Source organism: Nereida sp. NH-UV-3 (assembly GCF_042939535.1).
Taxonomy (GTDB): Bacteria; Pseudomonadota; Alphaproteobacteria; order Rhodobacterales; family Rhodobacteraceae; genus Nereida; species Nereida ignava.
Map to the genome: position 1 here is coordinate 2,041,613 of NZ_CP132157.1, position 23,842 is coordinate 2,065,454.

A 23,842-nucleotide genomic window follows, 5' to 3' on the forward strand; every position below is an offset into this window, starting at 1 on the left:
CATGACTGCATACGATTACGAAACACACGAATATGACGTAGTTGTCGTTGGCGCCGGTGGCGCCGGCCTGCGTGCAACGCTTGGTATGGCCGAGCAGGGCCTGCGTACGGCCTGTGTAACCAAGGTTTTCCCAACCCGCTCGCACACAGTTGCAGCGCAGGGTGGCATTGCGGCCTCTTTGTCTAACATGGGTCCTGATAACTGGCAGTGGCATATGTATGACACCGTCAAAGGATCTGACTGGCTGGGTGATACGGATGCGATGGAGTATCTGGCGCGCGAAGCACCCAAGGCCGTTTATGAGCTTGAGCACTACGGTGTGCCTTTCTCACGGACCGAAGAAGGTAAAATTTACCAACGCCCCTTTGGTGGTCACACAACCGAATTCGGTGAAGGCCCGCCCGTGCAGCGTACCTGTGCGGCCGCCGACCGTACTGGTCACGCGATCTTGCACACGCTTTACGGTCAAAGTCTGAAGAACAACGCCGAGTTCTACATTGAGTATTTCGCAATTGACTTGATCATGTCCGATGACGGTCAGTGTCAGGGTGTTCTGTGCTGGAAGCTTGACGACGGAACACTGCACCTGTTCAGCGCGAAGATGGTCGTTCTGGCCACTGGCGGTTATGGCCGTGCATACTTCAGCGCAACGTCTGCCCACACTTGCACTGGTGATGGTGGCGGTATGGTTGCTCGTGCTGGTCTGCCTCTACAGGACATGGAATTTGTTCAATTCCACCCAACTGGTATCTACGGTGCAGGTTGCCTCATCACAGAAGGTGCGCGCGGCGAGGGTGGTTATTTGACCAACTCCGAGGGCGAGCGCTTTATGGAGCGTTACGCGCCAACTTACAAAGACCTTGCCAGCCGTGATGTTGTTTCGCGCTGCATGACGATGGAAATTCGTGAAGGCCGCGGTGTTGGGGCAGAAGGCGATCACATCCACCTTCACCTGAACCACTTGCCAAAAGAAACGCTTGATCTGCGCTTGCCCGGTATTTCGGAATCGGCGCGGATTTTTGCAGGCGTTGACCTGACCAAAGAGCCGATCCCAGTGCTTCCAACTGTGCACTATAATATGGGCGGTATTCCAACGAACTATTGGGGTGAAGTTCTTGCCCCGACCAAAGATAATCCTGACAACGTGGCACCGGGCCTTATGGCCGTTGGTGAAGCAGGTTGTGCGAGTGTTCACGGTGCAAACCGTTTGGGGTCAAACTCACTGATCGACTTGGTTGTGTTCGGTCGTGCCGCTGCGATCCGCGCGGCGGAAGTTGTTGACCCGAAAACGCCTGTCCCAACGCCGAACCAACGTTCTGTAGAAGCTGCGATCAGCCGCTTTGACGGGTTGCGTTATGCCAAAGGTCACGTGCCAACTGCTGAGCTTCGTCTTGATATGCAAAAGACAATGCAGTCAGACGCAGCCGTGTTCCGTACAGACAAAACTCTGGCGGAGGGTGTTGAGAAGATGAACGACGTCGCCGCACGCATGAGCGATGTTCAGGTGACCGATACATCAATGGTTTGGAACTCAGACCTGATGGAAACGCTTGAGCTTGGTAACCTTCTGCCAAACGCAGTTGCTACTGTTGTGGCCGCTGAGGCGCGCAAGGAATCACGCGGTGCACACGCCCACGAAGATTATCCAGATCGTGATGACGAGAACTGGCGCAAGCACAGCCTCGTTTGGTTCGAGGGTATGAAGGCGGGCTTGGGTTATCGCGGTGTTCACCTGAACCCATTGACCAGCCACAACGACGGCGGCATCGACCTGAAGAAAATCGCGCCAAAGGCACGTGTCTACTAATGGTGCGCAGCTTTGCGATAACTTCATTGGCAGGAGGGTCAGCATGATCCGTGCTGCGCTTTGCCTTTCTGCGGTGCTGGCCCTTGGTGCCTGTGACAAAGCCGAGCAGGCCGTCGATAAAGCGGCGCGCACAACGGCCAAAGCCGCTGTGGATGAGGTCCTCGTCACGCAGTTTCTGTTTATCCCGAAGAACCAGATCACCCCCTATTCTGACTGTGTGATCGATAGTGCATCATCTGGTGAAATTCTGTCACTGACCCGCGACGCGATTGGTCAAATCAGTCAGAGCACTTTGAACACGGTTCAAACCATCCTCACACGACCCGAAGCGATTAAGTGTATCGCCGAAGCGGGTCTGACAACTCAAGGCTAAGGAGAAATTCCATGGTTCAACTACGCCTCCCTAAAAACAGCCGCATGACCGCAGGCAAGACTTGGCCCAAGCCTGAAGGCGTGACCAACCTGCGCAAAGTTCAAGTGTACCGTTGGTCGCCTGATGACGATAAAAACCCCGCACTTGATACGTATTGGGTTGATATGGACACCTGTGGACCGATGGTTCTGGATGTTCTGATCAAAATCAAAAACGAGATTGACCCGACACTAGCGTTCCGCCGGTCATGCCGCGAGGGCATCTGTGGATCGTGCGCCATGAACATTGATGGCATCAACACACTTGCGTGTATCTACGGTGCCGATGAAGTGAAGGGTGACATTAAGATTTACCCTCTGCCGCACATGCCTGTTATCCGCGATTTGATCCCTGACCTGACGCACTTTTATGCGCAGCACGCAAGCATCATGCCGTGGCTCGAAACAAAGACGAACCGCCCTGCAAAAGAGTGGCGCCAGTCGATTGAAGACCGCAAGAAGTTGGATGGTTTGTATGAATGCGTAATGTGCGCGTCATGTTCAACCTCGTGCCCATCTTACTGGTGGAACGGCGACAAATACCTTGGGCCAGCAGCATTGTTGCACGCGTATCGCTGGATCATTGATAGCCGCGATGAAGCGACGGGCGAGCGCTTGGATGATCTTGAGGATCCGTTCAAGCTGTACCGCTGCCACACCATTATGAACTGTGCAAAGACCTGCCCGAAGGGGTTGAACCCAGCGAAGGCCATTGCGTCTATTAAGCAAATGATGGTGGAGCGCACCGTCTAGGGTGTCCGTTCAGACTGAGGCAAATAATCAAAAAGCCCCGCCAATTGGTGGGGCTTTTTCTATGTGGTGGCTAAGCTAACGCGTTAGTTGGGAAATGCAGCCTCAAGCGCGATTTCCACCATTTCCCCAAAGCTGCTTTGACGTTCATCAGCAGGAATAGCATCGCCTGTTAGCAGGTGGTCTGACACAGTCATAACGGCCAGTGCCTTACGGCCAAACCGCGCTGCCAAGTTGTAAAGCTCGGCCGCTTCCATTTCGACTGCCAGAATACCGTGGCGTGTCAGCATTTCATTCAGATCAGGGCGCTCGTCGTAGAAGACATCCGACGAGTAGATATTGCCTACATGCACGTTAGAGCCTTTGGCCTGCGCGGCTGTAACCGCCTGTGACAACAGCCCATAGTCTGCGCAGGGGGCAAAGTTCACCTCTTTGAAGACGCCTGTGGACGGGGTGGAAATGGATGAGGCGGTCATCGCTATCACAACGTCACGGATACCAACGTGATGCTGCATTGATCCGGTTGAACCGATGCGGATCAGGTTTTGCACATTATATTCGTTAATCAATTCATGGGCATAGATCGATAGGGATGGCATGCCCATCCCCGAGCCGTGGATCGTAACACGGTTGCCTTTCCACATGCCTGTAAAGCCAAGCATGCCGCGGATTTCGTTGATGCACTTCACGTCATCAAGAAACGTCTCAGCGGCCCATTTGGCGCGCAGTGGATCACCGGGCATCAAAACAGTTTCAGCAATGTCGCCTTTTTGTGCGCCAATATGGTGGGTCATGGTCGTGCTCCGCGTTTGGGTATTTGGCGTTAAACTGCCTTTGCACGCGCTGCTCTACAAGCCCCTCTATTGTGCGGTTATTGTGCCGCGACGTCTTGTGGCTCAACCAACTCTACCAAATCCGTCATAATGCGGTTCAGCTCGAAGTCTTTTGGTGTGTAGACTTTAGCAACACCCATTGCGCGTAAGCGGTCTGCGTCATCCTCTGGAATAATGCCGCCAACGACGACGGGGATGTGCGCAAGTCCGGCGGTGCGTAGCTTCTCCATCAAGTCACCCATAAGCGGAATGTGACTACCAGACAGGATCGACAGACCAATCACATGGGCGTCATCTTCCAAAGCGGCTGACACAATCTCATCAGGGGTGAGGCGGATCCCTTCATAGCTAATGTCCATTCCGCAATCACGGGCGCGTGCTGCGATTTGTTCGGCGCCGTTTGAATGTCCATCAAGACCAGGCTTGCCCACAAGAAACTTAAGGCGGCGGCCCAGTTTGTCACTGACCGCGTCAACGGCGGCACGGATATTCTCAAGGCCTTCGGTCCGGTTGGAGGGGTTTTTGGACACACCAGTGGGCCCGCGGTACTGCCCAAAGGCGGTGCGGACAACATTGCCCCATTCGCCTGTGGTTGCACCGGCTTTGGCCGCTTTGATCGAGGCAGGCATCACGTTGATACCTGTCGCGGCCGCTTGGCGCAGCTCATCAAGTGCTTCTTTAACGGCGCTCTCGTCACGCTCGCTGCGCCATGTATTCAGCCGTTCAATCTGATCCCGCTCTGCGTCCGCATCCGCCACCATAATTGCCTCATCGCCGGCGGTCAGGGGCGAGGGCTCTCCGGTTGTGAATCTGTTGACGCCAACCACAGTGGTTTCGCCTTGCTCAATATCGCCAATCCGTTCTGCGTTGGCTTCGACAAGACGTGACTTCATGTATTCGATCGCTTCAACAGCCCCGCCCATGCCGTCAATCGTCGCAAGTTCTGCGCGGGCGCCCTCTTTCAGGCTTTCCACCTTCCGGTCAACTGCTGGGTTACCGTCAAACAGATCGTCGTATTCCAGAAGGTCCGTTTCAAAGGCCATGATCTGCTGCATGCGCAAAGACCATTGTTGGTCCCAAGGGCGTGGCAGGCCCAATGCTTCGTTCCAAGCGGGCAGTTGAACCGCGCGGGCGCGTGCTTTCTTGGAAAGGGTCACCGCAAGCATTTCTACCAAGATACGGTAGACGTTGTTTTCGGGCTGTTGCTCGGTCAGACCGAGAGAATTCACCTGAACGCCGTACCGGAAACGGCGGAACTTTGGGTCCTCCACGCCGTAACGCTCGCGGCAAATTTCGTCCCACAGGTCTACAAACGCGCGCATCTTGCACATCTCGGTTACAAATCGGATGCCTGCGTTTACGAAAAAGCTGATCCGGCCAACCATGGCGGGGAAGTGTTCGGCGGGGACTTTACCTTTGAGATCGTCAAGTACAGCGGTTGCCGTAGCAAGCGCAAAGGCGAGTTCTTGCTCTGGTGTCGCACCAGCCTCTTGGAGGTGGTATGAGCAAATGTTCATTGGGTTCCATTTTGGCAGATGCTCGCGGGTATAGGCGGCAACATCTGTAATCATACGCATGGAGGGTTTGGGTGGGCAGACGTATGTGCCGCGTGACAGATACTCTTTGATGATATCGTTTTGTACTGTGCCTTGCAGCGCGGAGATGTCCGCGCCTTGTTCTTCCGCAACCGCGATATAGAGCGCCAACAACCACGGTGCCGTGGCGTTGATCGTCATCGATGTGTTCATCTGATCTAGCGGGATATCATCAAACAGGGCACGCATGTCCCCAAGATGGGCCACTGGCACGCCAACTTTGCCAACTTCGCCCCGGGACAGTTCGTGGTCACTATCATACCCTGTTTGTGTCGGCAGATCGAAAGCAACAGAAAGCCCCGTCTGTCCTTTTGCCAAGTTCCCACGGTACAGCGCATTAGATGCTTTTGCCGTTGAGTGGCCTGCATATGTCCTGAACAGCCAAGGGCGATCTTTGGTTCTGTCTTGAGTGGCGTTGGTCATGGCAGGCTCCACAGTTGGCTGTTGGCCCAAAGGGGCCGAATCTAGTTGCGCAATAAAATTACACACATGTGGGGTTTATCGGACACAATATACTTCTGTCAATCCGCTGCGCCGCAGCATGTGGGCATTTACCCCGCCGCAGCAACATGCGAGTTATAGATATGTTTGAAACAGTTGCTCTGCCCGCTTGGGTTCTCGTTCTGATCGGCATCGCAGCTGCTATCTCTATCGGAGAGCGGCTCCTGTTTCCTTCTGTTCGGTGGTTTTTGCGCAAACGTGCAGAGCGGGTTGTAGCGAAAGTAAACGAGCGGCTGACCCGCCCTATCCAACCTTTCAAGCTGGCGCGCCGCGCTGATATGATCCAACGGCTGACGTATGATCGTGATGTATTGGCGGCTGTGTCAGAATATGCCTCTGAGGAAGGGATGCCTGATGAGGTGGCCTTAGAAATGGCCCGCAGATACGCCCGCGAAATTGTTCCCTCATTCAGTGCGACAGCGTATTTTGGTGTGGGCATTCGGGTGGCACGTTGGCTTGGCAATACGCTGTATCACGTACGTCTTGGCCATGTTGAGCGCGCTGAGATTGATCAGGACGCTACGGTCGTGTTCATCATGAACCACCGCTCCAACATGGATTACATGCTGGTCACTTACTTGGCGGCTGATGCTTCTGCGTTGTCTTATGCGGTCGGTGAGTGGGCGCGCGTCTGGCCCCTGTCACGACTAATCCGTTCAATGGGTGCGTATTTTATCCGGCGCCGTTCACGTAATGCGCTCTACCGGCGCGTTCTTGCGCGGTATGTGCAAATGGCTACGGAGAATGGTGTGACGCAGGCAGTGTTTCCTGAGGGCGGTCTAAGCCTTGATGGGAAAGTGGCGGCGCCCAAGCTGGGGCTGTTGAACTACATTATTGAAGGGTGGACCCCCGAAAGCCGTGATGTGGTTTTTGTACCGGTTGCGTTGAATTACGACCGGATACTTGAGGACCGCATTCTTATTTCAGCGGGCCAACGGGGTGACCGTAAGTTTAACGCCCGCATGTCCGTAGTGGGTGGCTTCATTTTAAAGCACGTATGGCTTCGTATTTGTCGGCGCGCGTATAAATTTGGTGTTGCGAGCGTCAGCTTTGGCAAGCCGCTGTCTTTGCGTGAATTTGCAACACATCATGCGGAGTTGCCGCGTACATTGGGCCGCGAACTGATGACGCGGATTGAAAACGTAATGCCTGTCCTTCCGATCCCTGTCTTGAGCACTGTCTTGCTGGAGGTCACGGATGGTGCAACCCGTGCTGAACTTGAGCTGGCCGTCACCAAATACTTTGCAGGCCTTGATGCTGACACCGCGCACAACGTGTCCTGTGGTGATGCAGCGTCAATTGTTGCTGAAGGCTTGAAGGTCATGACGGCCCGCCGCTTGATTACACAGACTGGTACAATCGTCCGAGTGAAAGACGATCAACGCCATATTCTTGAGTATTATGCGAACTCTATCGTGCATGTGCAGCGTAGAAATGTAGGAAATGCTGCGACTGCTGGGTTATAAAATTACCAATATATATAAAAAATAGTTGCTATATTACCTTTGCGATCATATTCAAAGGGGTGTCGACAGTGATTCTGCGCTGCGGCACCTGACATTTGGAACGGAGACCGCGCAATGGCTTTGGATACTAACAGCAACTTGATTTCATATGATGCGGTCGAGAAAGAGCTCTACGAAGTGGGTGAAATCCCCCCGATGGGCTTTGTTCCGCCAAAGATGTACTCATGGGCTATTCGTCGCGAACGTCACGGCAACCCTGATAGCGCGATGCTTCAGGAAGTGGTCGATGTCCCCACGCTGGATAGCAACGAAGTGTTGGTTCTCGTGATGGCTGCCGGCATTAACTACAACGGTGTCTGGGCCGCCCTCGGCGTGCCAATCAGCCCGTTTGATGGTCACAACCAGCCCTATCATATTGCGGGTTCTGATGCGTCGGGCATTGTTTGGGCTGTGGGTGATAAAGTGACGCGCTGGAAAGTTGGCGACGAAGTTGTGATCCATTGCAACCAAGATGATGGCGATGATGAGGAGTGTAACGGCGGTGATCCGATGTACTCGCAAAGCCAACGGATTTGGGGATATGAGACACCTGACGGCTCGTTCAGCCAGTTCACGCGGGTGCAATCGCAACAATTGATGCCGCGTCCAAAGCATCTGACGTGGGAGGAAAGCGCTTGCTACACTCTTACGCTTGCCACTGCGTACCGGATGCTGTTTGGCCACGCGCCTCATGATCTTAAGCCGGGTCAGAACGTTCTTGTTTGGGGCGCATCTGGTGGGCTTGGATCCTACGCGATCCAACTAATTAAGACTGCTGGTGCCAACGCAATCGGCGTTATCTCGGACGAAAGTAAACGCGATTTCGTGATGTCACTGGGTGCCAAGGGCGTTTTGAATCGCAATGACTTTGATTGCTGGGGCCAGATGCCAACAGTTAACACACCTGAATATGCCGAGTGGTTCCGTGCCGCGCGTAAGTTTGGTGCTGCGATTTGGCAGATTACCGGCAAAGGTAACAACGTAGATATGGTGTTCGAGCACCCTGGTGAGTCCACCTTCCCGGTCTCGACCTTCGTGTGCAAGAAAGGTGGTATGGTCGTGATTTGTGCTGGCACGACTGGCTTCAACATGACCTTTGACGTCCGTTATATGTGGATGCACCAAAAGCGTCTTCAGGGCTCGCACTTTGCGCACCTCAAGCAAGCGGCTGCAGCGAACCAATTGATGGTAGAGGAACGTCTTGACCCTTGCATGTCGGAAGTTTTTGAATGGAACGACCTGCCAGAGGCGCACATGAAAATGCTCCGGAACGAGCATAAGCCGGGCAATATGTCCGTATTGGTTCAAGCGCCAAAGACCGGTCTGCGGACGCTGATCGATACGGTTGAGGCCGGAAAGTAACCTTTATAGCGGTTTGCAGGCTCCCCCTGCGCGCCGAATCGAAGCCCAATGCCATGAAGGTGTTGGGCTTCTTTCGTTTTGAACGACTTAGATTTAACTGCCTCACTATATCTGGGGAGCTAGGATGCGCGAATTTCATATAAAATAAATACAAGTTAAAGTTGTGTTTATGTGAGATTAACTATTTTAGGATGAGTGTAGATGCAGAATGAATGGATATTAGACGTCCTCGTAGATCTTCGTGTTTTCGCCCGTTCCAATGGTTTGGGGCGCTTGGCTGAGCATCTTGATGACGTCGCTTTGATTGCGGCAAGTGACATCTTGGCCGCCAGGGGAGACGCACTCAATGAGTGGGGCACTGGAGAGTATCGTGAACGACCTCGAGCAAGCGAACACGCTTGAGGATTTTCAACGGATTACCGAGAACCTTCGGGATTATTACAAATTAGATCATTTTATTTACCATTGGGTTAATTCGGTTGGTGAGCGCTTTGGAGCAGGCACCTACAGTACCGAGTGGGTCGATCGGTACGTCGAAAAGGACTACCTGCGGATGGACCCCGTTATCCTTGGCGCGCTACAGCGATTTCATCCGCTAAATTGGAAAGACCTTGATTGGTCCAGTAAGGGGGCCAAAGCGTTTTTGCGCGAGGCCATTGAATACGGTGTAGGCAATCAAGGGCTGTCCGTTCCGGTGCGTGGGCCGTCTGGTCAGTTTGCTTTATTGTCGTGCAACGCGAACACCAACGATGAGGCATGGGCAGAATTTATTGATTTAAATCAGCAGTCTCTGATCATTATCGCCCATAAGTTTAATGAGCGTGCCCTCGATTTTGACACAGGCTTTGATAACACAATCGTAAATCTTTCGCCCCGTGAACTTTCAGCGATGGCGCTGCTTGCAAGGGGATACTCACGCTCTCAGGCGGCTCATGATTTGCAGATTTCAGAGCACACGCTTCGGGTCTATGTTGAGGGCGCGCGTCATAAACTGGGGGCGCTTAACACCACCCATGCGGTTGCTCGTGCGCTGACCAAAGGATTGATCGTCGTATAGCGCAAACACGCCCTTTGGTGTTGCGTTCGGCGCTCTGCCGCCGCGCGTTGGCGTAAGCAGCCTTTAACAGGCCTAAACACATGATGAGGCGATCTTCCTGTCCGGTTTGCGACAGGAGCCACCTTCATCATTGATAGGACGCCCGCATGCTTCGCTACATCTACGCAGATCAGCTCGACCAATTTCCACGCCTTGCACAGACCATGTTCCGGGATAGGGCGGTTCAGTTCAAAGACCGTCTTGGATGGGAAGTAAGCGTCGATCATAACGGGCATGAGCGTGACGAGTACGACGACATGTGCCCGCTCTATGTCATTTGGGAACTGCCCGATGGCACCCACGGGGGCTCAATGCGGTTCTTGCCGACAACAGGCCGGACCATGGTGCATGACCATTTTGCCCACCTTACCGGTGGAGTGCATATCGAAAGCCCGCTTATTTGGGAATGTACGCGGTTCTGCATCAGCCCGCGCGCAGATGACACGCGTTCCTGTGCGGCGGCATTGGTGCTTGGGGCAGGCGAGGTCATGCAACGCTTTTCTTTGCGCCACTACATTGGTGTTTTTGACCCGCGGATGGCGCGGATTTATCGTTTATACGGTGTAAGCCCTGATATCATCGGGCAGGCGGGCTCGGGTGCGGGCGAAATTTGCGTAGGCCTTTGGCAGATGCAAGATGAGGCCTGGGCAAAGACGTATGCACGCTTGGGCATTGAGGCAGCAACGTCGGCTCAGTGGTTCAAGGCGTCTTTGCAAACGTTAAATGCAAAAACTCCAGCCCAAGCTGAGACAGCCACTGGCAGCGACTGGTGCGCCGATATAGTGTCGCGGCATGAGCACACCCAGCATCCAGTTTTCTGAAGACCAAGCCCACGCATTTGACAGCATTTCTGATCTGTTGAAGCGCGTGGGCGTCGATATTGAAAACGATGTGGTGCTGCCGCCACAAGACAGTAAATCCAGCGTGATGGCCGTGATCGGCAAGGCTGGCAGCGGTAAAACACTGCTGCTGGCCGAATTGTACCGTGCCATTGAAGCCGCCGGTGTTGAGGTTGTTTCAGGCGATTACGAGTCCCGTAAATCAAAAGACAAACGCACGCTGGCCATTCTTGCCCCCACCAACAAAGCTGCAAGTGTGCTACGTAACCGCGGTGTTCCCGCAACGACGATCCACCGGATCTTGTACACGCCCATGTATGATCCGGAGTATGAAAAAATTGCTGAATGGTTGGCAGGCAACACGCTTGAGCGGCCTGACGTAGAAGACCTGACGGATTTGGCGCTTGATCGCGCGTGGGCATATTATCAGACCAACAAATCAATACCGGGTGCGCTTGCTGCGGCGGGCTTGCGCGGATCTGATTTTATTACGGGCTGGAAACGGCGTGAGAACCCCCTTGATATTGGGTTCATCGATGAATCTTCGATGTTGGACGCTAAGCAGTACGAAGACCTTCAGGAAATTTTCCCAACGCTTGTGTTGTTTGGCGATCCCGCACAGCTTGCACCCGTTAATCAGTCTGGTGGGATGGTGTTTGATGGTCTTAAGGGGCCACGCAAGCTTGAGCTGAGCCGTGTCCACCGGCAAACTAAAGACAATCCCATTCTTGATTTGGCCCATGCGCTGGCGGACCCGTCGCTTGAGTTTCATCACTTTGAACAGATGGTGAAAGACGCCTCCCAAAAAGATGATCGGGTCGTATGGGCCGAGCGGGTGAATTGCGATTTGATGGCTCGCTCGCCGTGTCTTGTGTGGCGTAACGCGACGCGGATCAAACTGATCAATGCGTTTCGCGGCGCTTACAGCGCGCCCGAAGAAGAGCTGCTGGAAGGTGAGCCGCTTATTTGTGATGGTATTGAATTGCCCATGAAGCACCGCAAAAAGCGGCTCGATCTTGAGGCGCGAGGTCTGATTAAGGGCGCGCAGGTCATCTATATGGGCCTTGGCCGCAAGCCTGGCTTTTCACGCCTGCACGTCATGGGGGCAGAGGACCCGCAGGTGAGTGCCGCGTCAATTATGAAGTTAGAAAAGCCCGGCGAGGAAGAACCTGTCATTCCGTTTGCTGCCCGCATGGGCGCTACTTTTCTCCACGGTGCTGCGGTGACAATTCACAAGGCGCAGGGCTCGCAATGGGATGAAGTGCAGGTGTTTGCGCCAGATATTTTTGTTGCCGCGCGCATGGGCCGTTCTGAGGCGGGGCAGCCGCTGTGGAAGCGCTTGGCATATGTTGCAATCACGCGTGCAGAGACTCGCCTCCATTGGTGTGTACGTGCTGCGTTGGCCCGTCCCAAGGGGCCGCTGATCATTGATGATTTGCCGAGCAAGCCCGCACCGCTTACCCTTGAAGCTGAACCTTTGGAGGCAAACTCATGAAGTCGATTATCATTACTGGTGCGAGCAGCGGCATTGGCGCAGTAACAGCACGCTATTTCTTGCAGAACGGTTGGCGCGTTGGTCTGATGGCGCGTACGGTATCTGCATTGGAAGGCATAGCAGATGGCCATGAGAACGCCGTTTGTCTACCGTGTAGCGTGACTGATGAAGCAGCGGTTGATGCTGCGTTTGAAACCTTTTTAGGCAATCACCGTTTAGATGTTTTGTTCAATAACGCGGGCCAGTTTGGGCCGCAAATGAGCATTGATGAAATCCAGCTGGCCGATTGGCAGGCGACCGTTGATGTGAACTTAACGGGGATGTTTTTGTGTGCCCGTGCTGCGTTTCGAACCATGCGGCACCAATCCGATCAGGGCGGTCGGATCATCAACAACGGCTCGATCAGTGCGCATACCCCGCGCGAAGGGTCGACGTGTTACACGACAACAAAACACGGCGTTTCTGGTCTGACCAAGACGATCACGCTTGATGGGCGTCCGTTTGGCATTGCTTGCGGTCAAATTGATATTGGTAATGCCCGTACAGATTTAGTGGCGAACCTTGAAGTAAAGCGCGCGGCCGAAGGCTTGCCACCATTGCCGACAATGGCAGTTGAAGATGTGGCGAAGTCCGTCTTTCACATGGCCAGTTTGCCAGAGGAAGCCAACGTCCAAACCATGATGGTGATGGCCAGCGCAATGCCTCATATCGGGCGCGGCTGACGATATTGGATACCGTTTTCTTATCGTTGGAACACACGGAAAATTGCTGATGCACCCCAGCCGGCACTGATTGCAATGATCAGCGACAAGATGCCGTAGTAGAACGGTTGTTGGCGTGACAGGTTGTACATCCAACGTTCAAGCCCCGCTTTGCGCACATCAAGAACAGTGCTGTAGGTTGAGATGACTTTTTTGTCTTTCAACAGAAAAACGCTGACTTCGTAGGCACCTTCAACAAGGTTGGCGGGCAACTCAACGTCTGTGCGGAACAACGTATTGTCGATTAGTGCGGCATCCCATTCGCGCAATTGGTATTTGTTGGCGTCTTGGCGGATGCGCATCAAAGCTTCGGTGAATAGCGCCACATCGTTTTCGCCATGGCCCTCTGCGCTTGGCTTGATGACGCGGGGTAGGGTGATCTCGTAATAGCGATCGGCCTCTTCACCCAAGATATCTGCGATGGGGCGCGTTGTTTCGATCGCGTAAAACGATGGCGCTGCGTCGACCTCAACGGTTGCGGCGTTCACCCATATGCCAAAGCGGCGGTCTTTGCGGTAAACTGTGGTTGCTTGATCGGGGCCCTTTACGGTGACGATCAAGTCAAGCTTGGCTTCTTGCGTCACCGCACTTTCGTGCTTGATTGCACCAAAAACCAAAATGTCTGAGCCATCGAAGGTTGTTGTAATGGCCACTTCGCTCTCGGACAGGCCAAGTACTAAGTTCTGCGCAGCGGCCGGTGTCGCCAGCAAAAGCGCGATGAGAAAAGCACGTAGCATCTAGTGCCCTCCCAAGCCGATAGAATACAGTTCCGACGGGGTCAGCAGAAGATCCAGTGCAAGCTTGGAACAGACGCCAAGCACCATCAGTGCTAGCAAAATACGCAGCTGCTCTGCCTTCATCTTGGCGCCGATCCGCGTGCCGATCTGTGCGCCGATAACGCCGCCGACCAACAGCAAAACCGCCAGCATCATATCCACGGTATAGTTTGTTGTGGCGTGCAACATTGTGGTGAACGCGGTTACAAAGATAATCTGAAAAAGGGATGTACCCACAACGACTTTGGTAGGCATGCCAAGCAGATAAATCATCGCAGGCACCATGATAAAGCCACCGCCAACACCCATGATTGCTGCCAGAATACCCACGACAACACCAACGATCACAGGCGGGATCACACTAATATAGAGGCCCGAGACGCGGAACTTCATCTTGAACGGCAGCGCGTGAATCCACGTGTGGTTCTTACGTTTGCGCGGTGCCGTACCCGCAGGGGCGTTGGTGCGGCGGATTGCGTTGAGGCTTTCGATAAACATCAAGCCGCCAACAACGCCCAAAAAGACGACGTAGCAAAGCTTTACCAGCAGATCGACTTGTCCCAAGGACTTCAGGTAGTTGAAAACAACCACACCCAGTGCAGCGCCGATCAGGCCACCCACAAGCAGTACGGTGCCCATCCTGAAATCAACGGTTTTTCGTTTGAAATGCGCAAGCACACCAGAGAACGACGAGGCTACAATCTGGTTTGCTTCAGTGGCCACAGCAACTGCGGGCGGGATGCCGATAAAGAACAGCAAGGGGGTCATCAGAAAACCACCACCCACGCCAAACATCCCTGACAAGATACCGACGATGCCGCCGAGACCTAACAACAGAAATGCGTTAACGGAAACTTCCGCGATGGGCAGGTAGATTTGCATGGCTTCCCTTCAACCTATTCTGGCCTGACTTCAACCGCCAAATTGAAAGGCACTATGAGTCCAGTTGTCTTACCGCTCTTTCACATATGGCGCGCCGCCAGCCCGTGGGGGAATGGCTTTGCCCACAAATCCGGCCAAGATCACGACTGTCAAAATGTACGGTAATGCGTCAAGCAATTGGATTTGCACTTTGAACCCAAACGCAGCGGTCAAAAGATCAGGACGCAAGGCGATCGCTTGTAGATAGCCAAACAGCAGACACGCGGCCAATGCGTACCACGGCCGCCACTTGGCAAAGATCAGCGCGGCAAGGGCGATGTAGCCACGACCTGCGGTCATATCTTTGACGAAACCTGCCTGCAGCGCTGTCGCCAAATAGGCACCCGCAAGCCCGCACAAGACACCGCAAATCAGGACTGCCGCATAGCGCAGACCAACCACGGAAACGCCTGCAGTATCGACCGCGGCGGGGTTCTCGCCGACGGCGCGTAGGCGCAGGCCGAAGCGTGTGCGAAACAGGACCCACCAGGTCAGGGGCACCATTGCGATTGCCACATAAACCAACAGAGCGTGCCCGCCGATTAGGCTAGCGTAGACCGGTCCTGCAACGGGCACGGGCATGAAGGTTTCGGCGAATGGAAATTCAATTGGGTTGAACCGCGCAGCGCCCTCAAGCTGGGGCGTACGCCCGCCTTGTTTGAACCAGCTTTGCGCAATTAAAACGGTCATGCCTGCAGCGAGAAAATTGATTGCCACGCCAGAGATCAGTTGGTTGCCACGGAATGTGATCGAGGCCAGCCCGTGGATGATCGACAAGGTGACTGAGGCCAAAATACCGGCCCCAAGCCCAAGCCACACAGAGCCTGTGTTGAAGCTGATCGCGGCAGAAAAGAACGCGGCAATCAACATTTTGCCTTCAAGGCCGATGTCAAAAATACCCGCACGTTCGCTGAACAGTCCTGCAAGGCACGCCAACAACAAGGGTGTGGCCAAGCGGATTGATGTCTCAAGAACGGGGACGGAAAAGAGGTTCAGAAAATCCCACATTATGCTGCTCCCTCTTTGCGCATCATCAAGAATATTTTCTCAAGGGGCATGCGGATCATGTTGTCGAGCGCCCCTGTGAACATGATGACTAGGGCCTGAATGACGATGATCAACTCACGGGGGATGTTCGTCCAAAGCGCCAGTTCTGCACCCCCCTGATACAAAAAGCCAAACAAGATCGCGGCAAGAAGCACCCCAAGCGGGTGGCTGCGGCCCATCAATGCCACCGCGATGCCGATGAAACCTGCGCCCTCGACACTGCCTAACACCAGACGCTCTGCCTCGCCCATGACGTTGTTGATCGCCATGCAGCCCGCCAATGCGCCCGAGATGATCATTGAGATCATGATAATTTTGGTGGGGCTGATACCCGCGTATTTCGCAGCGCTTTCGCTTTCGCCGTAGGCGCGAATTTCAAAGCCCAGACGGGTCCGCCAGATCAAGAACCAAACGGCGACGCAGGCCAGCAAACTGACGAAAAAGCTGACGTTTGCGGGTGCGCCACGGAACACTGGCTTTTCACCCCAGCTGAACAAATCTTGGAAGGTCGGAAGGTGCGTAGTGGCTGCAAACTTTGCGGTTGCCGGATCCATCGCACCTGAGGGTTTGAGCATACCCACCAACAGGTAGTTCAAAAGCGCTGCTGCAATGAAGTTGAACATGATTGTGGTGATAACAATGTGGCTGCCCCGTTTGGCCTGTAAATATGCTGGGATCGCGGCCCAAATTGCGGCAAAGGCAGCAGCGCCGATAATCGCTACGGGCAAAGCCAGTGCCCAGTGCGGGAACGGAATATAAAGACATACCAATGCCACGCCCAAACCGCCAAGCATGGCCTGTCCCTCGCCGCCAATGTTGAACATGCGCGCATGAAACGCGACCGATACGGCAAGGCCTGTGAAAATAAAGTTGGTCGCGTAATAAAGCGTGTAGCCCCAGCCGTAGGTCGAACCAATAGCGCCTTCGACCATGAGCTTTGCAGCCGCAACAGGGTCCTCACCGATGGCAAGGATCACAAGCGCCGAAAGTACTGCGGCAAGAATAAGTGAAATAAGAGGGACCAAAACCGCGTCGGCCCACTTTGGGATCACATCCATGCTCTAGCCCTCCTGTGCTGCGTTTTGAGGCTGCATGGCGGCTGCCTCACGAGTCATGCCAGCCATCATCAGGCCCAGCTCTTTTTCGTCTGTCTCATCGGGCAAACGTTCGCCCATTATTTGGCCGTCAAACATGACAGCAATCCGGTCAGATAGCGCGAGGATTTCCTCCAACTCGACCGAGACCAGCAAGATCGCTTTGCCTTGATCGCGCAGGGCGACGATTTGTTGGTGGATGAATTCGATTGCACCAATGTCCACACCGCGGGTGGGTTGACCGATCAGCAACAAGTCCGGGTTGCGCTCAATCTCGCGGGCCAGAACGATTTTTTGTTGGTTGCCTCCCGAAAAGGATTTGGCCGCCAGCTTTGGATTGGGCGGGCGCACGTCGAAGCGGTCCATCTTTTCTTCAGTGTCTTGGCGTAGTGCGGCGTTGTCCATCATCAGGCGGCTGCGGTTGTAGCGGTCATCGTGATGATACCCGAAGCCGGTGTTTTCCCACGCGGCAAAATTCATAATTAGGCCTTCGCGTTGCCTGTCTTCGGGAACGTGCGCAATGCCCCGTGCGCGCCGTGACTGTCCGTCTGAATGGCGTCCCGTCAGATCAATTTCAGCGCCGTTCAGTTTGACTGAACCTTCGCCGGATTGGATGCCGCCCAAGACTTCAAGCAACTCTGACTGTCCGTTGCCAGCCACGCCAGCAATGCCCAATACCTCGCCTGCGCGCACAGTCAAATCAATGCCCTTGAGGCGATGAACGCCTTTGTCATCTGTGACGTTAAGGCCTTTTACTTCAAGGACAGCCTCGCGCGGTTTTGCGGGTGTTTTATCAACGCGCAGCAACACTTTGCGGCCTACCATCAGCTCGGCCAGTTGTTGCGGGCTTGTCTCAGATGTCTTGACCGTGGCGGTCATTTCACCGCGCCGCATCACGCTGACGGTATCGGTGACATCCATAATTTCACGCAGCTTGTGTGTGATGAGGATAATCGTTTTTCCTTCGGCCTTCAGGCGCTGCAGAATGCGGAAAAGCTGATCTGCCTCTGCGGGGGTTAGCACACCCGTTGGCTCATCAAGGATCAAAATGTCCGCTTGCCGGTAAAGCGCCTTAAGGATTTCCACGCGCTGCTGCATCCCCACGCCGATTTCTTCAATCAAGGCATCAGGATCCACGTTCAAGCCGTATTCATCCGCAAGGTTAATCAGCTCTTTGCGCGCTTTGCGCAGTGACGGGCCAAGGCTCCAGCCATCTTCTGCGCCCAATACAACATTCTCAAGAACTGTAAAATTTTCAACGAGTTTAAAGTGCTGGAACACCATCCCAATGCCTGCGGCAATCGCGGCTTGGCTGTCAGGAATTTCTGTTTTTCGGCCGCTGATGAAAACCTCGCCTTTGTCGGCTTTGTAAAAGCCGTAAAGGATGCTCATCAGAGTTGATTTGCCTGCGCCATTTTCACCGATAATCCCGTGGATTGTGCCGGGCATTACGCGAATTGAAATGTCTTTGTTGGCTTGCACCGGTCCAAAGGCTTTTGAGATGCCCTTAAGTTCGATGGCGGGAGCAATATCAGTCATCAGAAATGAACGCCTGCGTTGTCTGAATAGGAAAGGGCCGCGCAGATTGTCTTCCGCGCGGCCCGATAGGTATTACGTCTTAGAAGTCCAGCGCAGGGCAGGATTCGTCTGACATGTAGTCATGCACTTTGATGTCGCCGCTTATGATTTTGTCAGCCGCTGCATATGTCTCAGACAGCATCGCGTAAGTTACGAGGCCTTCGTTGTTCTCATCGAGCGCAACGCCAACACCACGGTTTGACAGGTCCATGACATTGAAGCCTGTTTCCATGTCTGTGCCGTCAAGCATCGCGTTGTAGACAGCATTGTCCACGCGCTTGAGCATTGATGTAAGAACTTTTCCTGGGTGCAGGTAGTTTTGGTTGCTGTCCACGCCGATAGACAAAATGCCTTCGTCAGCTGCGGTCTGCAGAACACCCAGACCGGTGCCGCCTGCCGCTGCATAAACAACGTCAGAACCTTGGCTGATTTGCGCTTTGGTCAGCTCGGAACCTTTTACCGGATCGTTCCACGCCGCACCAGTTGTGCCGGTCATGTTGGAGATCACTGTGATGTCAGCGTTTGCTGCTTTTGCGCCTTGCGCATAGCCACACGCAAAGCGGCGGATCAGCGGAATGTCCATGCCACCGATGAATGAAACTGTGCCAGTTTCAGATGCGTTCGCCGCCATGATGCCCGCAAGGTATGAACCTTCGTGCTCGTTGAATACAACAGAGCGAACGTTTGGCTGGTCTACAACCATGTCGATGATCGCAAATTTTGTGTCAGGGTAGTCAGGTGCAACTTCGCTTAGTGCTGAGCCGAACGCGAAACCTGCCATGACGATTGGGTTAGCACCGGATTCCGCAAAGCGGCGCAGAGCTTGCTCGCGCTGTGCGTCTGACTGCAATTCGATCTCTTTGAATGTGCCACCAGTTTCTTCGGCCCAACGTGATGCGCCATTGAACGCAGCTTCGTTGAACGATTTGTCGAACTTGCCGCCCAAATCGAAAATGATCGCAGGATCAGCAACAGCAGCAGTTGCGGTCAGAGCAAGACCAGTTGCGGCGCTCATCAGTTTCGTCATGATTGTCATGAGTATCTCCCCAAGGATTTCTAAATCGAGACGAGGCACGCCAAATCGCAGATTTCATTGTCGCCCTCGCAGAGCGCAGGCCATGCCAAATTGGCAACCCACACCCTTATGAGCGACAGTAAGCGGCAGGGCGCGCGGGGGGTCAAGTGCGATTCATATTTCCGTAACGTGTAGCCGCAGCTAGCGCATAAAAATGTGCGTTAAATAGGCAATTTACGCTGCATTACGATAGCATCGAGAGCCTCACCACCAGATGTTGGGGTGTAGTAGGCTTTGCGGCGACCAACATGCAGGTAGCCGAGGCTTTCATACAGCGCCAACGCGCCTAGATTCGGTGCAGCCACTTCAAGAAATATCTGCACTGCGCCGCGCGTTTGCAATTGAGAATGAAGGCTGTCCATCACGGCTTTGGCGTGGCCTTGTCGTAGGTGATCCGGATGGGTCGCGATGGTCAAAAGTTCCGCCTCATCTGCGATGATCCGAGAAAGGGCAAAACACTGCGCGTCGCCGACCACAAAACAAGTGGGGCTTTCAATCAGGTCAGAAAACTCATGTGCCGACCACGGACGGGTTAACTCAAAAGCCGCGGCGTGCGTTTGGGCCATGGCCTCTGGCGTAAGTTGGGTTTTGGGGGATACAGGCGTCGTCATTGCCTATGCCAAAATGCGCGGGGGCGTGTCTCGTGAGGGGGCGGCATCAGCTGGGCGCATATAAAATGGCTTCGGCGGGGCGTCTTGGGGCGATTTCGCAGCGGTAAGCTTTGCGATTGCCACAGCAATTTGATGCGCTGCAGTCTGCGCCGTAACAGTTGCGATTCCATCTGGGTTCGCGCCTTGGGCATCCGTGAAAACTGGTTCTGTTGGATCTGTGTCAAAGCGCTGGGCGTAGACGTTGCCGCGCTTTGCATCCACAAGCGACACAAATGGCTGCGGGGCATCAAGCGCGTAGGCTTCAAGCGCGGTCACGCCAATTGCTGGAACCCCAAGCGACAACGCCAAACCGCGCGCTGCAGAAACGGAAATGCGAATGCCCGTGAAATTTCCGGGCCCCGTGCCCACGCCTATACGTGTGATGTCGGCATAGGTCGCGCCGGCCTCTGCAAGCGCGTCCTCAATCTTGGGAAATAGCTGTTCGGCTTGGCCTTTTGCCATTTCGTCGAACGAGGCGGCACAAACGGTATCGCCGTCCAAAAGGCAGACGGCGATATGTGGGCCAGAGGTGTCGAAGGCGAGGATCACGCGGCGACTGGGCGCACTTCTATCACCTCGGGGATATAGTGGCGCAACAAGTTCTCAATGCCCATTTTAAGGGTCAGCGTAGATGATGGGCATCCCGCGCAAGCACCTTGCATGTGCAGATATACGATGCCGCGATCAAAGCCGTGGAACGTAATATCACCACCATCTTGGGCAACTGCCGGACGCACGCGCGTGTCGAGAAGTTCCTTAATCTGGCCAACAATCTCGCCGTCTTCGCCAGTATGTTCAGCGTGACCAGACGAGGTGTTTTCGCCTTCCATAACAGGTTGACCGGACTGGAAATGCTCCATGATCGCGCCAAGAAGGGCTGGCTTCAGGTGATCCCACTCGGCGTCATCAGCTTTGGTCACTGTCACAAAGTCCAGACCGAAGAACACAGCCGTTACACCTTGCACCGCGAAAAGACGCGTGGCCAGCGGCGATGAGGCCGCGGCTTCTGGGGTCGTGAAATCTGCCGTACCCATATCGAGCACTTCTTGTCCCGGGAGGAACTTCAACGTGGCAGGGTTTGGCGTAGACTCGGTTTGAATGAACATCGGAAAGGTCTCCTTTGCATCAGATATGCGATCGCTGCGCCATTTAGTCAATAGTTTAGAATGGTTCTAAAACGTAATTTAAGTGATCGCTTCCAGCTTTTCTTTGCTGATGTCGCCGGGAACAATCGTCATTGGCACGGGAAGCGCGCCTGCGTTTTTGGTCATTTGCGTGACAAGCGGGCCAGGGCCTTTTTTGTCTGTCGCTGCGCCCAACACCAAAATACCGACTTCTGGATCATCCATAATCTGCTGGACGATTTCTTCGGACGGGCGGCCTTCACGGATCACCAATTCTGGCTCAATCGAGAGTTTGTCGCGCATCCATTTGGCGTAGACCTCAAAATGCACTTCGATCCGCTCGCGGGCTTCGGCGCGCATGATGTCGGCAACACCGATCCAGTGGTTGAACTCCTCTGGTGGAATGACCGAGAGGATTTCCACGCCGCCACCAGTTTTGGACGCACGCATGGCCGCAAACCGCATTGCGTTGAGGCATTCGCGACTGTCGTCCAAGACAACAAGGAACTTACGCATAATCTTTCCCCTCCCTCGGGATGCTAACCGATGCGATCATGACCGCAGTGCACGTCGCTGGCAATCGAAAGATGTGACTATTTGTAATGCGCGCGCCGATCACCAAAGGTGCGTACCCTTTTTCGCCACGTGCGGTAGCTTGATGTTTTGAGGTTTGAGCGCATCAACGCTTTGACCTCTTTGTCCTTCAGACCGTATTCGCGTTCGATATCGGCAAATGCAGTGTGATCGGAGAGGGCCATTTCAATGATGGCGCTGATGTCGGCTTCGGAAAGGTCTGTCATGAAGCCAGACATAAGGCGCCTGTTCCATGTGCCAAGGGGGTGGTGTGCGTTAGCGGACCATCCCCACAATTTCGAGTGTTTTTGCAAGAATTGGCGCTGCAATCTCACGGCCCCGTTCTGCACCGCGGGCCAGAATGCGGTCGATCTCGGCTTGGTCTTCCATCAATCGTGACATTTCAGTGCCGATGGGGGCAAGCTTTTCAACAGCCAGATCGGCCAGCACAGGCTTGAACGTGCCAAACTGAGAGCCAGCATGCTGGTCCAGCACCTGCTGTGGGGTGATTTCGGCCAAAGCGGCATAGATGTTCACAAGATTGCGCGCATCTGGGCGCTCGTCCAACCCATCAAGCGCTTCGGGAAGCGGTTCGGGATCTGTTTTGGCCTTGCGGATCTTTTTGGCAATCGCGTCGGCGGTATCTGTCATGTTGATCCGGCTCAGGTCAGACGGGTCAGACTTTGACATTTTCTTGGTGCCATCGCGCAATGACATCACACGGGTGGCGGCCCCTTCAATCACCGGTTCGGTGATTGGGAAAAAGTCGACGCCGTAGTCGTGGTTAAATTTGGCGGCAATGTCGCGGGTCAGCTCAAGGTGTTGTTTTTGATCTTCGCCCACAGGCACGTGCGTGGCGTGATAAACCAGAATATCTGCGGCCATCAGGGCAGGGTAGGCAAACAACCCAAGCGAGGCTTGTTCTGCGTTTTTGCCCGCTTTGTCTTTCCACTGGGTCATGCGGCCCATCCAGCCCATGCGCGCCACGCAGTTGAAAATCCATCCCAGTTGCGCGTGCTCGGGGACTTGGGATTGGTTGAACAAAACGGATTTCTCGGGATCAATGCCGCTGGCGATGAAGCCTGCGCAAAGCTCGCGTGTGTTATGAGCAAGATCTTTGGGGTCTTGGGCGACAGTGATCGCGTGCAAATCCACCATGCAGTAAATCGTTTCGTGGGTGCCGGCGTCTTGCATGTCCACAAAGCGTTTCATCGCGCCAAGGTAGTTGCCAAGGGTCAACCCACCAGATGGCTGGATGCCGGAAAAGACGCGTGGGGTGAACTGTGACGTGCTCATGACTGACATTCCATCTGGTGCAAAACTGTCGCAGCGATTACCTATGACACAGCAATCCGTCAAGGAGCCGACAAGATGAACCAACAACCTGTTGTCCACCCTCTGCACCCCGTTGTGCTTTTGCTTACTGCGGGATTTGTGATCCCCGAGTTGATGTTTGCGCTTGGGGGGACTGGTTTCGTAGGTGGCCCTGAGGCGTCAGGTTGGCGGCTGGCTGCGATCCAAGACTACGGCTTTTACGGCCAGATCATAGATGATGGTCTTGAGCGCGGAATTTGGACGCTGGACCGATTGAAGCGGTTTCTTACTTACCCCTTCGTGCACCTTTCCCTGACGCAGGCCCTCTTTGCGGGGGTGTTCGTGTTGGCGCTTGGCAAATCTGTGTCCGATGCGTTTGGCGGTGTTGCGGCGTTTTTGGTGTTCTTCGTCTCATCCATCGTGGGTGCTTTGGCTTTTGGGCTGGCATTTGATGATCCGTCGCCACTGGTGGGAGGCTATCCCGGTGCGTACGGTCTTATTGGCGCGTTCACGTATTTATTGGCGGCACAGCTTGCGGCGCGCGGCGAGCCACAAGTGCGCGCGTTCATGTTGATCGGGTTCTTGCTGGGCATTCAGCTGCTTTTTGCCTTGTTGTTCGGATCTAACAGCACATGGATTGCGGATGCAGTTGGCTTTGGAGCAGGTTTTTTGCTTAGCGGAATTGTGCGCCCCGGTGGTTGGGCTGGCATTTTGGCACGCATTCGCCGCAACTGA

General features: G+C 54.3%; 24 protein-coding genes. 10 read left to right on the top strand and 14 right to left on the bottom strand.

What is annotated here, in order from left to right:
• Window position 1: 1 nt before the first annotated feature.
• The 3 genes from sdhA to NeNHUV3_RS10105 are packed head-to-tail and all read left to right on the top strand — an operon-like array spanning window position 2 to window position 2,971.
• Window positions 2-1,807 (top strand): succinate dehydrogenase flavoprotein subunit, encoded by a 1,806-nt coding sequence (gene sdhA / locus NeNHUV3_RS10095; RefSeq protein WP_048599245.1) that lies wholly within the window; start codon window positions 2-4, stop codon window positions 1,805-1,807.
• Window positions 1,808-1,850: 43 nt separating this feature from the next.
• Window positions 1,851-2,180: a hypothetical protein gene (locus NeNHUV3_RS10100; protein ID WP_391481209.1), complete on the top strand. Its 330-nt coding sequence runs from the start codon at window positions 1,851-1,853 to the stop codon at window positions 2,178-2,180.
• A gap of 11 nt (window positions 2,181-2,191) precedes the next feature.
• Window positions 2,192-2,971 (top strand): succinate dehydrogenase iron-sulfur subunit, encoded by a 780-nt coding sequence (locus tag NeNHUV3_RS10105; protein WP_048599247.1) that lies wholly within the window; start codon window positions 2,192-2,194, stop codon window positions 2,969-2,971.
• A gap of 83 nt (window positions 2,972-3,054) precedes the next feature.
• Here NeNHUV3_RS10105 and deoD read toward each other — a convergent pair whose 3' ends face one another.
• Window positions 3,055-3,762, bottom strand: a complete 708-nt coding sequence (deoD, locus tag NeNHUV3_RS10110; RefSeq protein WP_391481211.1) for a purine-nucleoside phosphorylase — start codon at window positions 3,760-3,762, stop codon at window positions 3,055-3,057.
• Window positions 3,763-3,839: 77 nt separating this feature from the next.
• Entirely contained in the window at window positions 3,840-5,849 is a 2,010-nt protein-coding gene (locus NeNHUV3_RS10115) for a methylmalonyl-CoA mutase family protein (protein WP_391483239.1), read from the bottom strand.
• Between the two features lie 131 nt (window positions 5,850-5,980).
• Here NeNHUV3_RS10115 and NeNHUV3_RS10120 point away from each other — a divergent pair, with 131 nt between their 5' ends.
• From NeNHUV3_RS10120 to NeNHUV3_RS10145, 6 genes are all read left to right on the top strand, one after another.
• Complete coding sequence (locus NeNHUV3_RS10120; protein WP_391481213.1) at window positions 5,981-7,363, top strand: 1-acyl-sn-glycerol-3-phosphate acyltransferase; 1,383 nt, start codon at window positions 5,981-5,983, stop codon at window positions 7,361-7,363.
• Between the two features lie 114 nt (window positions 7,364-7,477).
• Window positions 7,478-8,764 carry a crotonyl-CoA carboxylase/reductase gene (gene ccrA, locus NeNHUV3_RS10125; protein WP_048599250.1) on the top strand — a complete coding sequence of 429 codons (1,287 nt, stop codon included), beginning with the start codon at window positions 7,478-7,480 and terminating at the stop codon, window positions 8,762-8,764.
• A gap of 346 nt (window positions 8,765-9,110) precedes the next feature.
• Window positions 9,111-9,821 (top strand): autoinducer binding domain-containing protein, encoded by a 711-nt coding sequence (locus NeNHUV3_RS10130; protein ID WP_391481214.1) that lies wholly within the window; start codon window positions 9,111-9,113, stop codon window positions 9,819-9,821.
• 146 nt (window positions 9,822-9,967) lie between these two features.
• Window positions 9,968-10,681, top strand: coding sequence for an acyl-homoserine-lactone synthase (locus NeNHUV3_RS10135; protein ID WP_391481216.1), 714 nt, complete (start codon window positions 9,968-9,970; stop codon window positions 10,679-10,681).
• Window positions 10,653-12,194, top strand: coding sequence for an ATP-dependent RecD-like DNA helicase (locus NeNHUV3_RS10140; RefSeq protein ID WP_391481217.1), 1,542 nt, complete (start codon window positions 10,653-10,655; stop codon window positions 12,192-12,194). Before NeNHUV3_RS10135 ends, NeNHUV3_RS10140 begins: the two co-directional genes overlap by 29 nt.
• Complete coding sequence (locus tag NeNHUV3_RS10145) at window positions 12,191-12,916, top strand: SDR family oxidoreductase (protein ID WP_391481219.1); 726 nt, start codon at window positions 12,191-12,193, stop codon at window positions 12,914-12,916. Before NeNHUV3_RS10140 ends, NeNHUV3_RS10145 begins: the two co-directional genes overlap by 4 nt.
• Window positions 12,917-12,936: 20 nt before the next feature.
• Here the strand turns inward: NeNHUV3_RS10145 and NeNHUV3_RS10150 are convergent, their stop codons facing one another.
• The 12 genes from NeNHUV3_RS10150 to trpS all read right to left on the bottom strand — a co-directional run bounded on the left by NeNHUV3_RS10150 (window position 12,937) and on the right by trpS (window position 23,089).
• Window positions 12,937-13,692 carry a TIGR02186 family protein gene (locus NeNHUV3_RS10150; protein ID WP_391481220.1) on the bottom strand — a complete coding sequence of 252 codons (756 nt, stop codon included), beginning with the start codon at window positions 13,690-13,692 and terminating at the stop codon, window positions 12,937-12,939.
• The gene (locus tag NeNHUV3_RS10155; RefSeq protein WP_048599255.1) at window positions 13,693-14,613 is read right to left on the bottom strand and encodes a sulfite exporter TauE/SafE family protein; all 921 of its coding nucleotides are present in this window, start codon (window positions 14,611-14,613) and stop codon (window positions 13,693-13,695) included. It abuts the gene before it with no gap.
• A 69-nt stretch (window positions 14,614-14,682) separates the two neighbouring features.
• Entirely contained in the window at window positions 14,683-15,660 is a 978-nt protein-coding gene (locus NeNHUV3_RS10160; protein WP_341245817.1) for an ABC transporter permease, read from the bottom strand.
• Window positions 15,660-16,757: an ABC transporter permease gene (locus NeNHUV3_RS10165; protein ID WP_341245818.1), complete on the bottom strand. Its 1,098-nt coding sequence runs from the start codon at window positions 16,755-16,757 to the stop codon at window positions 15,660-15,662. Before NeNHUV3_RS10165 ends, NeNHUV3_RS10160 begins: the two co-directional genes overlap by 1 nt.
• Before the next feature lie 3 nt (window positions 16,758-16,760).
• A complete protein-coding gene (locus NeNHUV3_RS10170; RefSeq protein WP_391481223.1) occupies window positions 16,761-18,332 on the bottom strand; it encodes an ABC transporter ATP-binding protein in 1,572 nt (523 codons plus the stop codon).
• A gap of 79 nt (window positions 18,333-18,411) precedes the next feature.
• Window positions 18,412-19,407, bottom strand: a complete 996-nt coding sequence (locus tag NeNHUV3_RS10175; RefSeq protein ID WP_391481225.1) for a BMP family protein — start codon at window positions 19,405-19,407, stop codon at window positions 18,412-18,414.
• Window positions 19,408-19,607: 200 nt separating this feature from the next.
• Window positions 19,608-20,057 carry a GNAT family N-acetyltransferase gene (locus NeNHUV3_RS10180; RefSeq protein ID WP_391481227.1) on the bottom strand — a complete coding sequence of 150 codons (450 nt, stop codon included), beginning with the start codon at window positions 20,055-20,057 and terminating at the stop codon, window positions 19,608-19,610.
• 3 nt (window positions 20,058-20,060) lie between these two features.
• Window positions 20,061-20,645 carry a tRNA (adenosine(37)-N6)-threonylcarbamoyltransferase complex dimerization subunit type 1 TsaB gene (gene tsaB, locus NeNHUV3_RS10185; protein WP_391481229.1) on the bottom strand — a complete coding sequence of 195 codons (585 nt, stop codon included), beginning with the start codon at window positions 20,643-20,645 and terminating at the stop codon, window positions 20,061-20,063.
• The gene (locus NeNHUV3_RS10190) at window positions 20,642-21,202 is read right to left on the bottom strand and encodes a NifU family protein (RefSeq protein ID WP_048599260.1); all 561 of its coding nucleotides are present in this window, start codon (window positions 21,200-21,202) and stop codon (window positions 20,642-20,644) included. The genes tsaB and NeNHUV3_RS10190 overlap by 4 nt, the downstream gene beginning before the upstream one ends.
• Before the next feature lie 78 nt (window positions 21,203-21,280).
• Window positions 21,281-21,736 (bottom strand): universal stress protein, encoded by a 456-nt coding sequence (locus NeNHUV3_RS10195; protein ID WP_048599261.1) that lies wholly within the window; start codon window positions 21,734-21,736, stop codon window positions 21,281-21,283.
• Window positions 21,737-21,813: 77 nt separating this feature from the next.
• Window positions 21,814-22,020, bottom strand: coding sequence for a TIGR03643 family protein (locus tag NeNHUV3_RS10200; protein WP_048599284.1), 207 nt, complete (start codon window positions 22,018-22,020; stop codon window positions 21,814-21,816).
• Between the two features lie 49 nt (window positions 22,021-22,069).
• On the bottom strand, window positions 22,070-23,089 hold the full coding sequence (trpS, locus tag NeNHUV3_RS10205; protein WP_048599262.1) for a tryptophan--tRNA ligase: 1,020 nt from the start codon (window positions 23,087-23,089) through the stop codon (window positions 22,070-22,072).
• A gap of 75 nt (window positions 23,090-23,164) precedes the next feature.
• On the opposite strand from trpS, the gene NeNHUV3_RS10210 reads away from it, so the two are divergent.
• Window positions 23,165-23,842 (top strand): rhomboid family intramembrane serine protease, encoded by a 678-nt coding sequence (locus tag NeNHUV3_RS10210; protein ID WP_391481231.1) that lies wholly within the window; start codon window positions 23,165-23,167, stop codon window positions 23,840-23,842.

Bases quoted from the DNA above. Each gene is read 5' to 3' on its own strand.
- NeNHUV3_RS10180 (WP_391481227.1), bottom strand. From the start codon at position 20,057: ATGACGACGCCTGTATCCCCCAAAACCCAACTTACGCCAGAGGCCATG.
- NeNHUV3_RS10100 (WP_391481209.1), top strand. From the start codon at position 1,851: ATGATCCGTGCTGCGCTTTGCCTTTCTGCGGTGCTGGCCCTTGGTGCC.
- NeNHUV3_RS10200 (WP_048599284.1), bottom strand. From the start codon at position 22,020: ATGACAGACCTTTCCGAAGCCGACATCAGCGCCATCATTGAAATGGCC.
- NeNHUV3_RS10150 (WP_391481220.1), bottom strand. From the start codon at position 13,692: ATGCTACGTGCTTTTCTCATCGCGCTTTTGCTGGCGACACCGGCCGCT.
- NeNHUV3_RS10190 (WP_048599260.1), bottom strand. From the start codon at position 21,202: ATGTTCATTCAAACCGAGTCTACGCCAAACCCTGCCACGTTGAAGTTC.
- NeNHUV3_RS10165 (WP_341245818.1), bottom strand. From the start codon at position 16,757: ATGGATGTGATCCCAAAGTGGGCCGACGCGGTTTTGGTCCCTCTTATT.
- NeNHUV3_RS10210 (WP_391481231.1), top strand. From the start codon at position 23,165: ATGAACCAACAACCTGTTGTCCACCCTCTGCACCCCGTTGTGCTTTTG.
- NeNHUV3_RS10140 (WP_391481217.1), top strand. From the start codon at position 10,653: ATGAGCACACCCAGCATCCAGTTTTCTGAAGACCAAGCCCACGCATTT.
- NeNHUV3_RS10120 (WP_391481213.1), top strand. From the start codon at position 5,981: ATGTTTGAAACAGTTGCTCTGCCCGCTTGGGTTCTCGTTCTGATCGGC.
- deoD (WP_391481211.1), bottom strand. From the start codon at position 3,762: ATGACCCACCATATTGGCGCACAAAAAGGCGACATTGCTGAAACTGTT.
- NeNHUV3_RS10160 (WP_341245817.1), bottom strand. From the start codon at position 15,660: ATGTGGGATTTTCTGAACCTCTTTTCCGTCCCCGTTCTTGAGACATCA.
- NeNHUV3_RS10155 (WP_048599255.1), bottom strand. From the start codon at position 14,613: ATGCAAATCTACCTGCCCATCGCGGAAGTTTCCGTTAACGCATTTCTG.
- trpS (WP_048599262.1), bottom strand. From the start codon at position 23,089: ATGAGCACGTCACAGTTCACCCCACGCGTCTTTTCCGGCATCCAGCCA.
- sdhA (WP_048599245.1), top strand. From the start codon at position 2: ATGACTGCATACGATTACGAAACACACGAATATGACGTAGTTGTCGTT.
- NeNHUV3_RS10170 (WP_391481223.1), bottom strand. From the start codon at position 18,332: ATGACTGATATTGCTCCCGCCATCGAACTTAAGGGCATCTCAAAAGCC.
- NeNHUV3_RS10105 (WP_048599247.1), top strand. From the start codon at position 2,192: ATGGTTCAACTACGCCTCCCTAAAAACAGCCGCATGACCGCAGGCAAG.
- NeNHUV3_RS10135 (WP_391481216.1), top strand. From the start codon at position 9,968: ATGCTTCGCTACATCTACGCAGATCAGCTCGACCAATTTCCACGCCTT.
- NeNHUV3_RS10195 (WP_048599261.1), bottom strand. From the start codon at position 21,736: ATGCGTAAGTTCCTTGTTGTCTTGGACGACAGTCGCGAATGCCTCAAC.
- NeNHUV3_RS10175 (WP_391481225.1), bottom strand. From the start codon at position 19,407: ATGACAATCATGACGAAACTGATGAGCGCCGCAACTGGTCTTGCTCTG.
- NeNHUV3_RS10145 (WP_391481219.1), top strand. From the start codon at position 12,191: ATGAAGTCGATTATCATTACTGGTGCGAGCAGCGGCATTGGCGCAGTA.
- NeNHUV3_RS10130 (WP_391481214.1), top strand. From the start codon at position 9,111: ATGAGTGGGGCACTGGAGAGTATCGTGAACGACCTCGAGCAAGCGAAC.
- ccrA (WP_048599250.1), top strand. From the start codon at position 7,478: ATGGCTTTGGATACTAACAGCAACTTGATTTCATATGATGCGGTCGAG.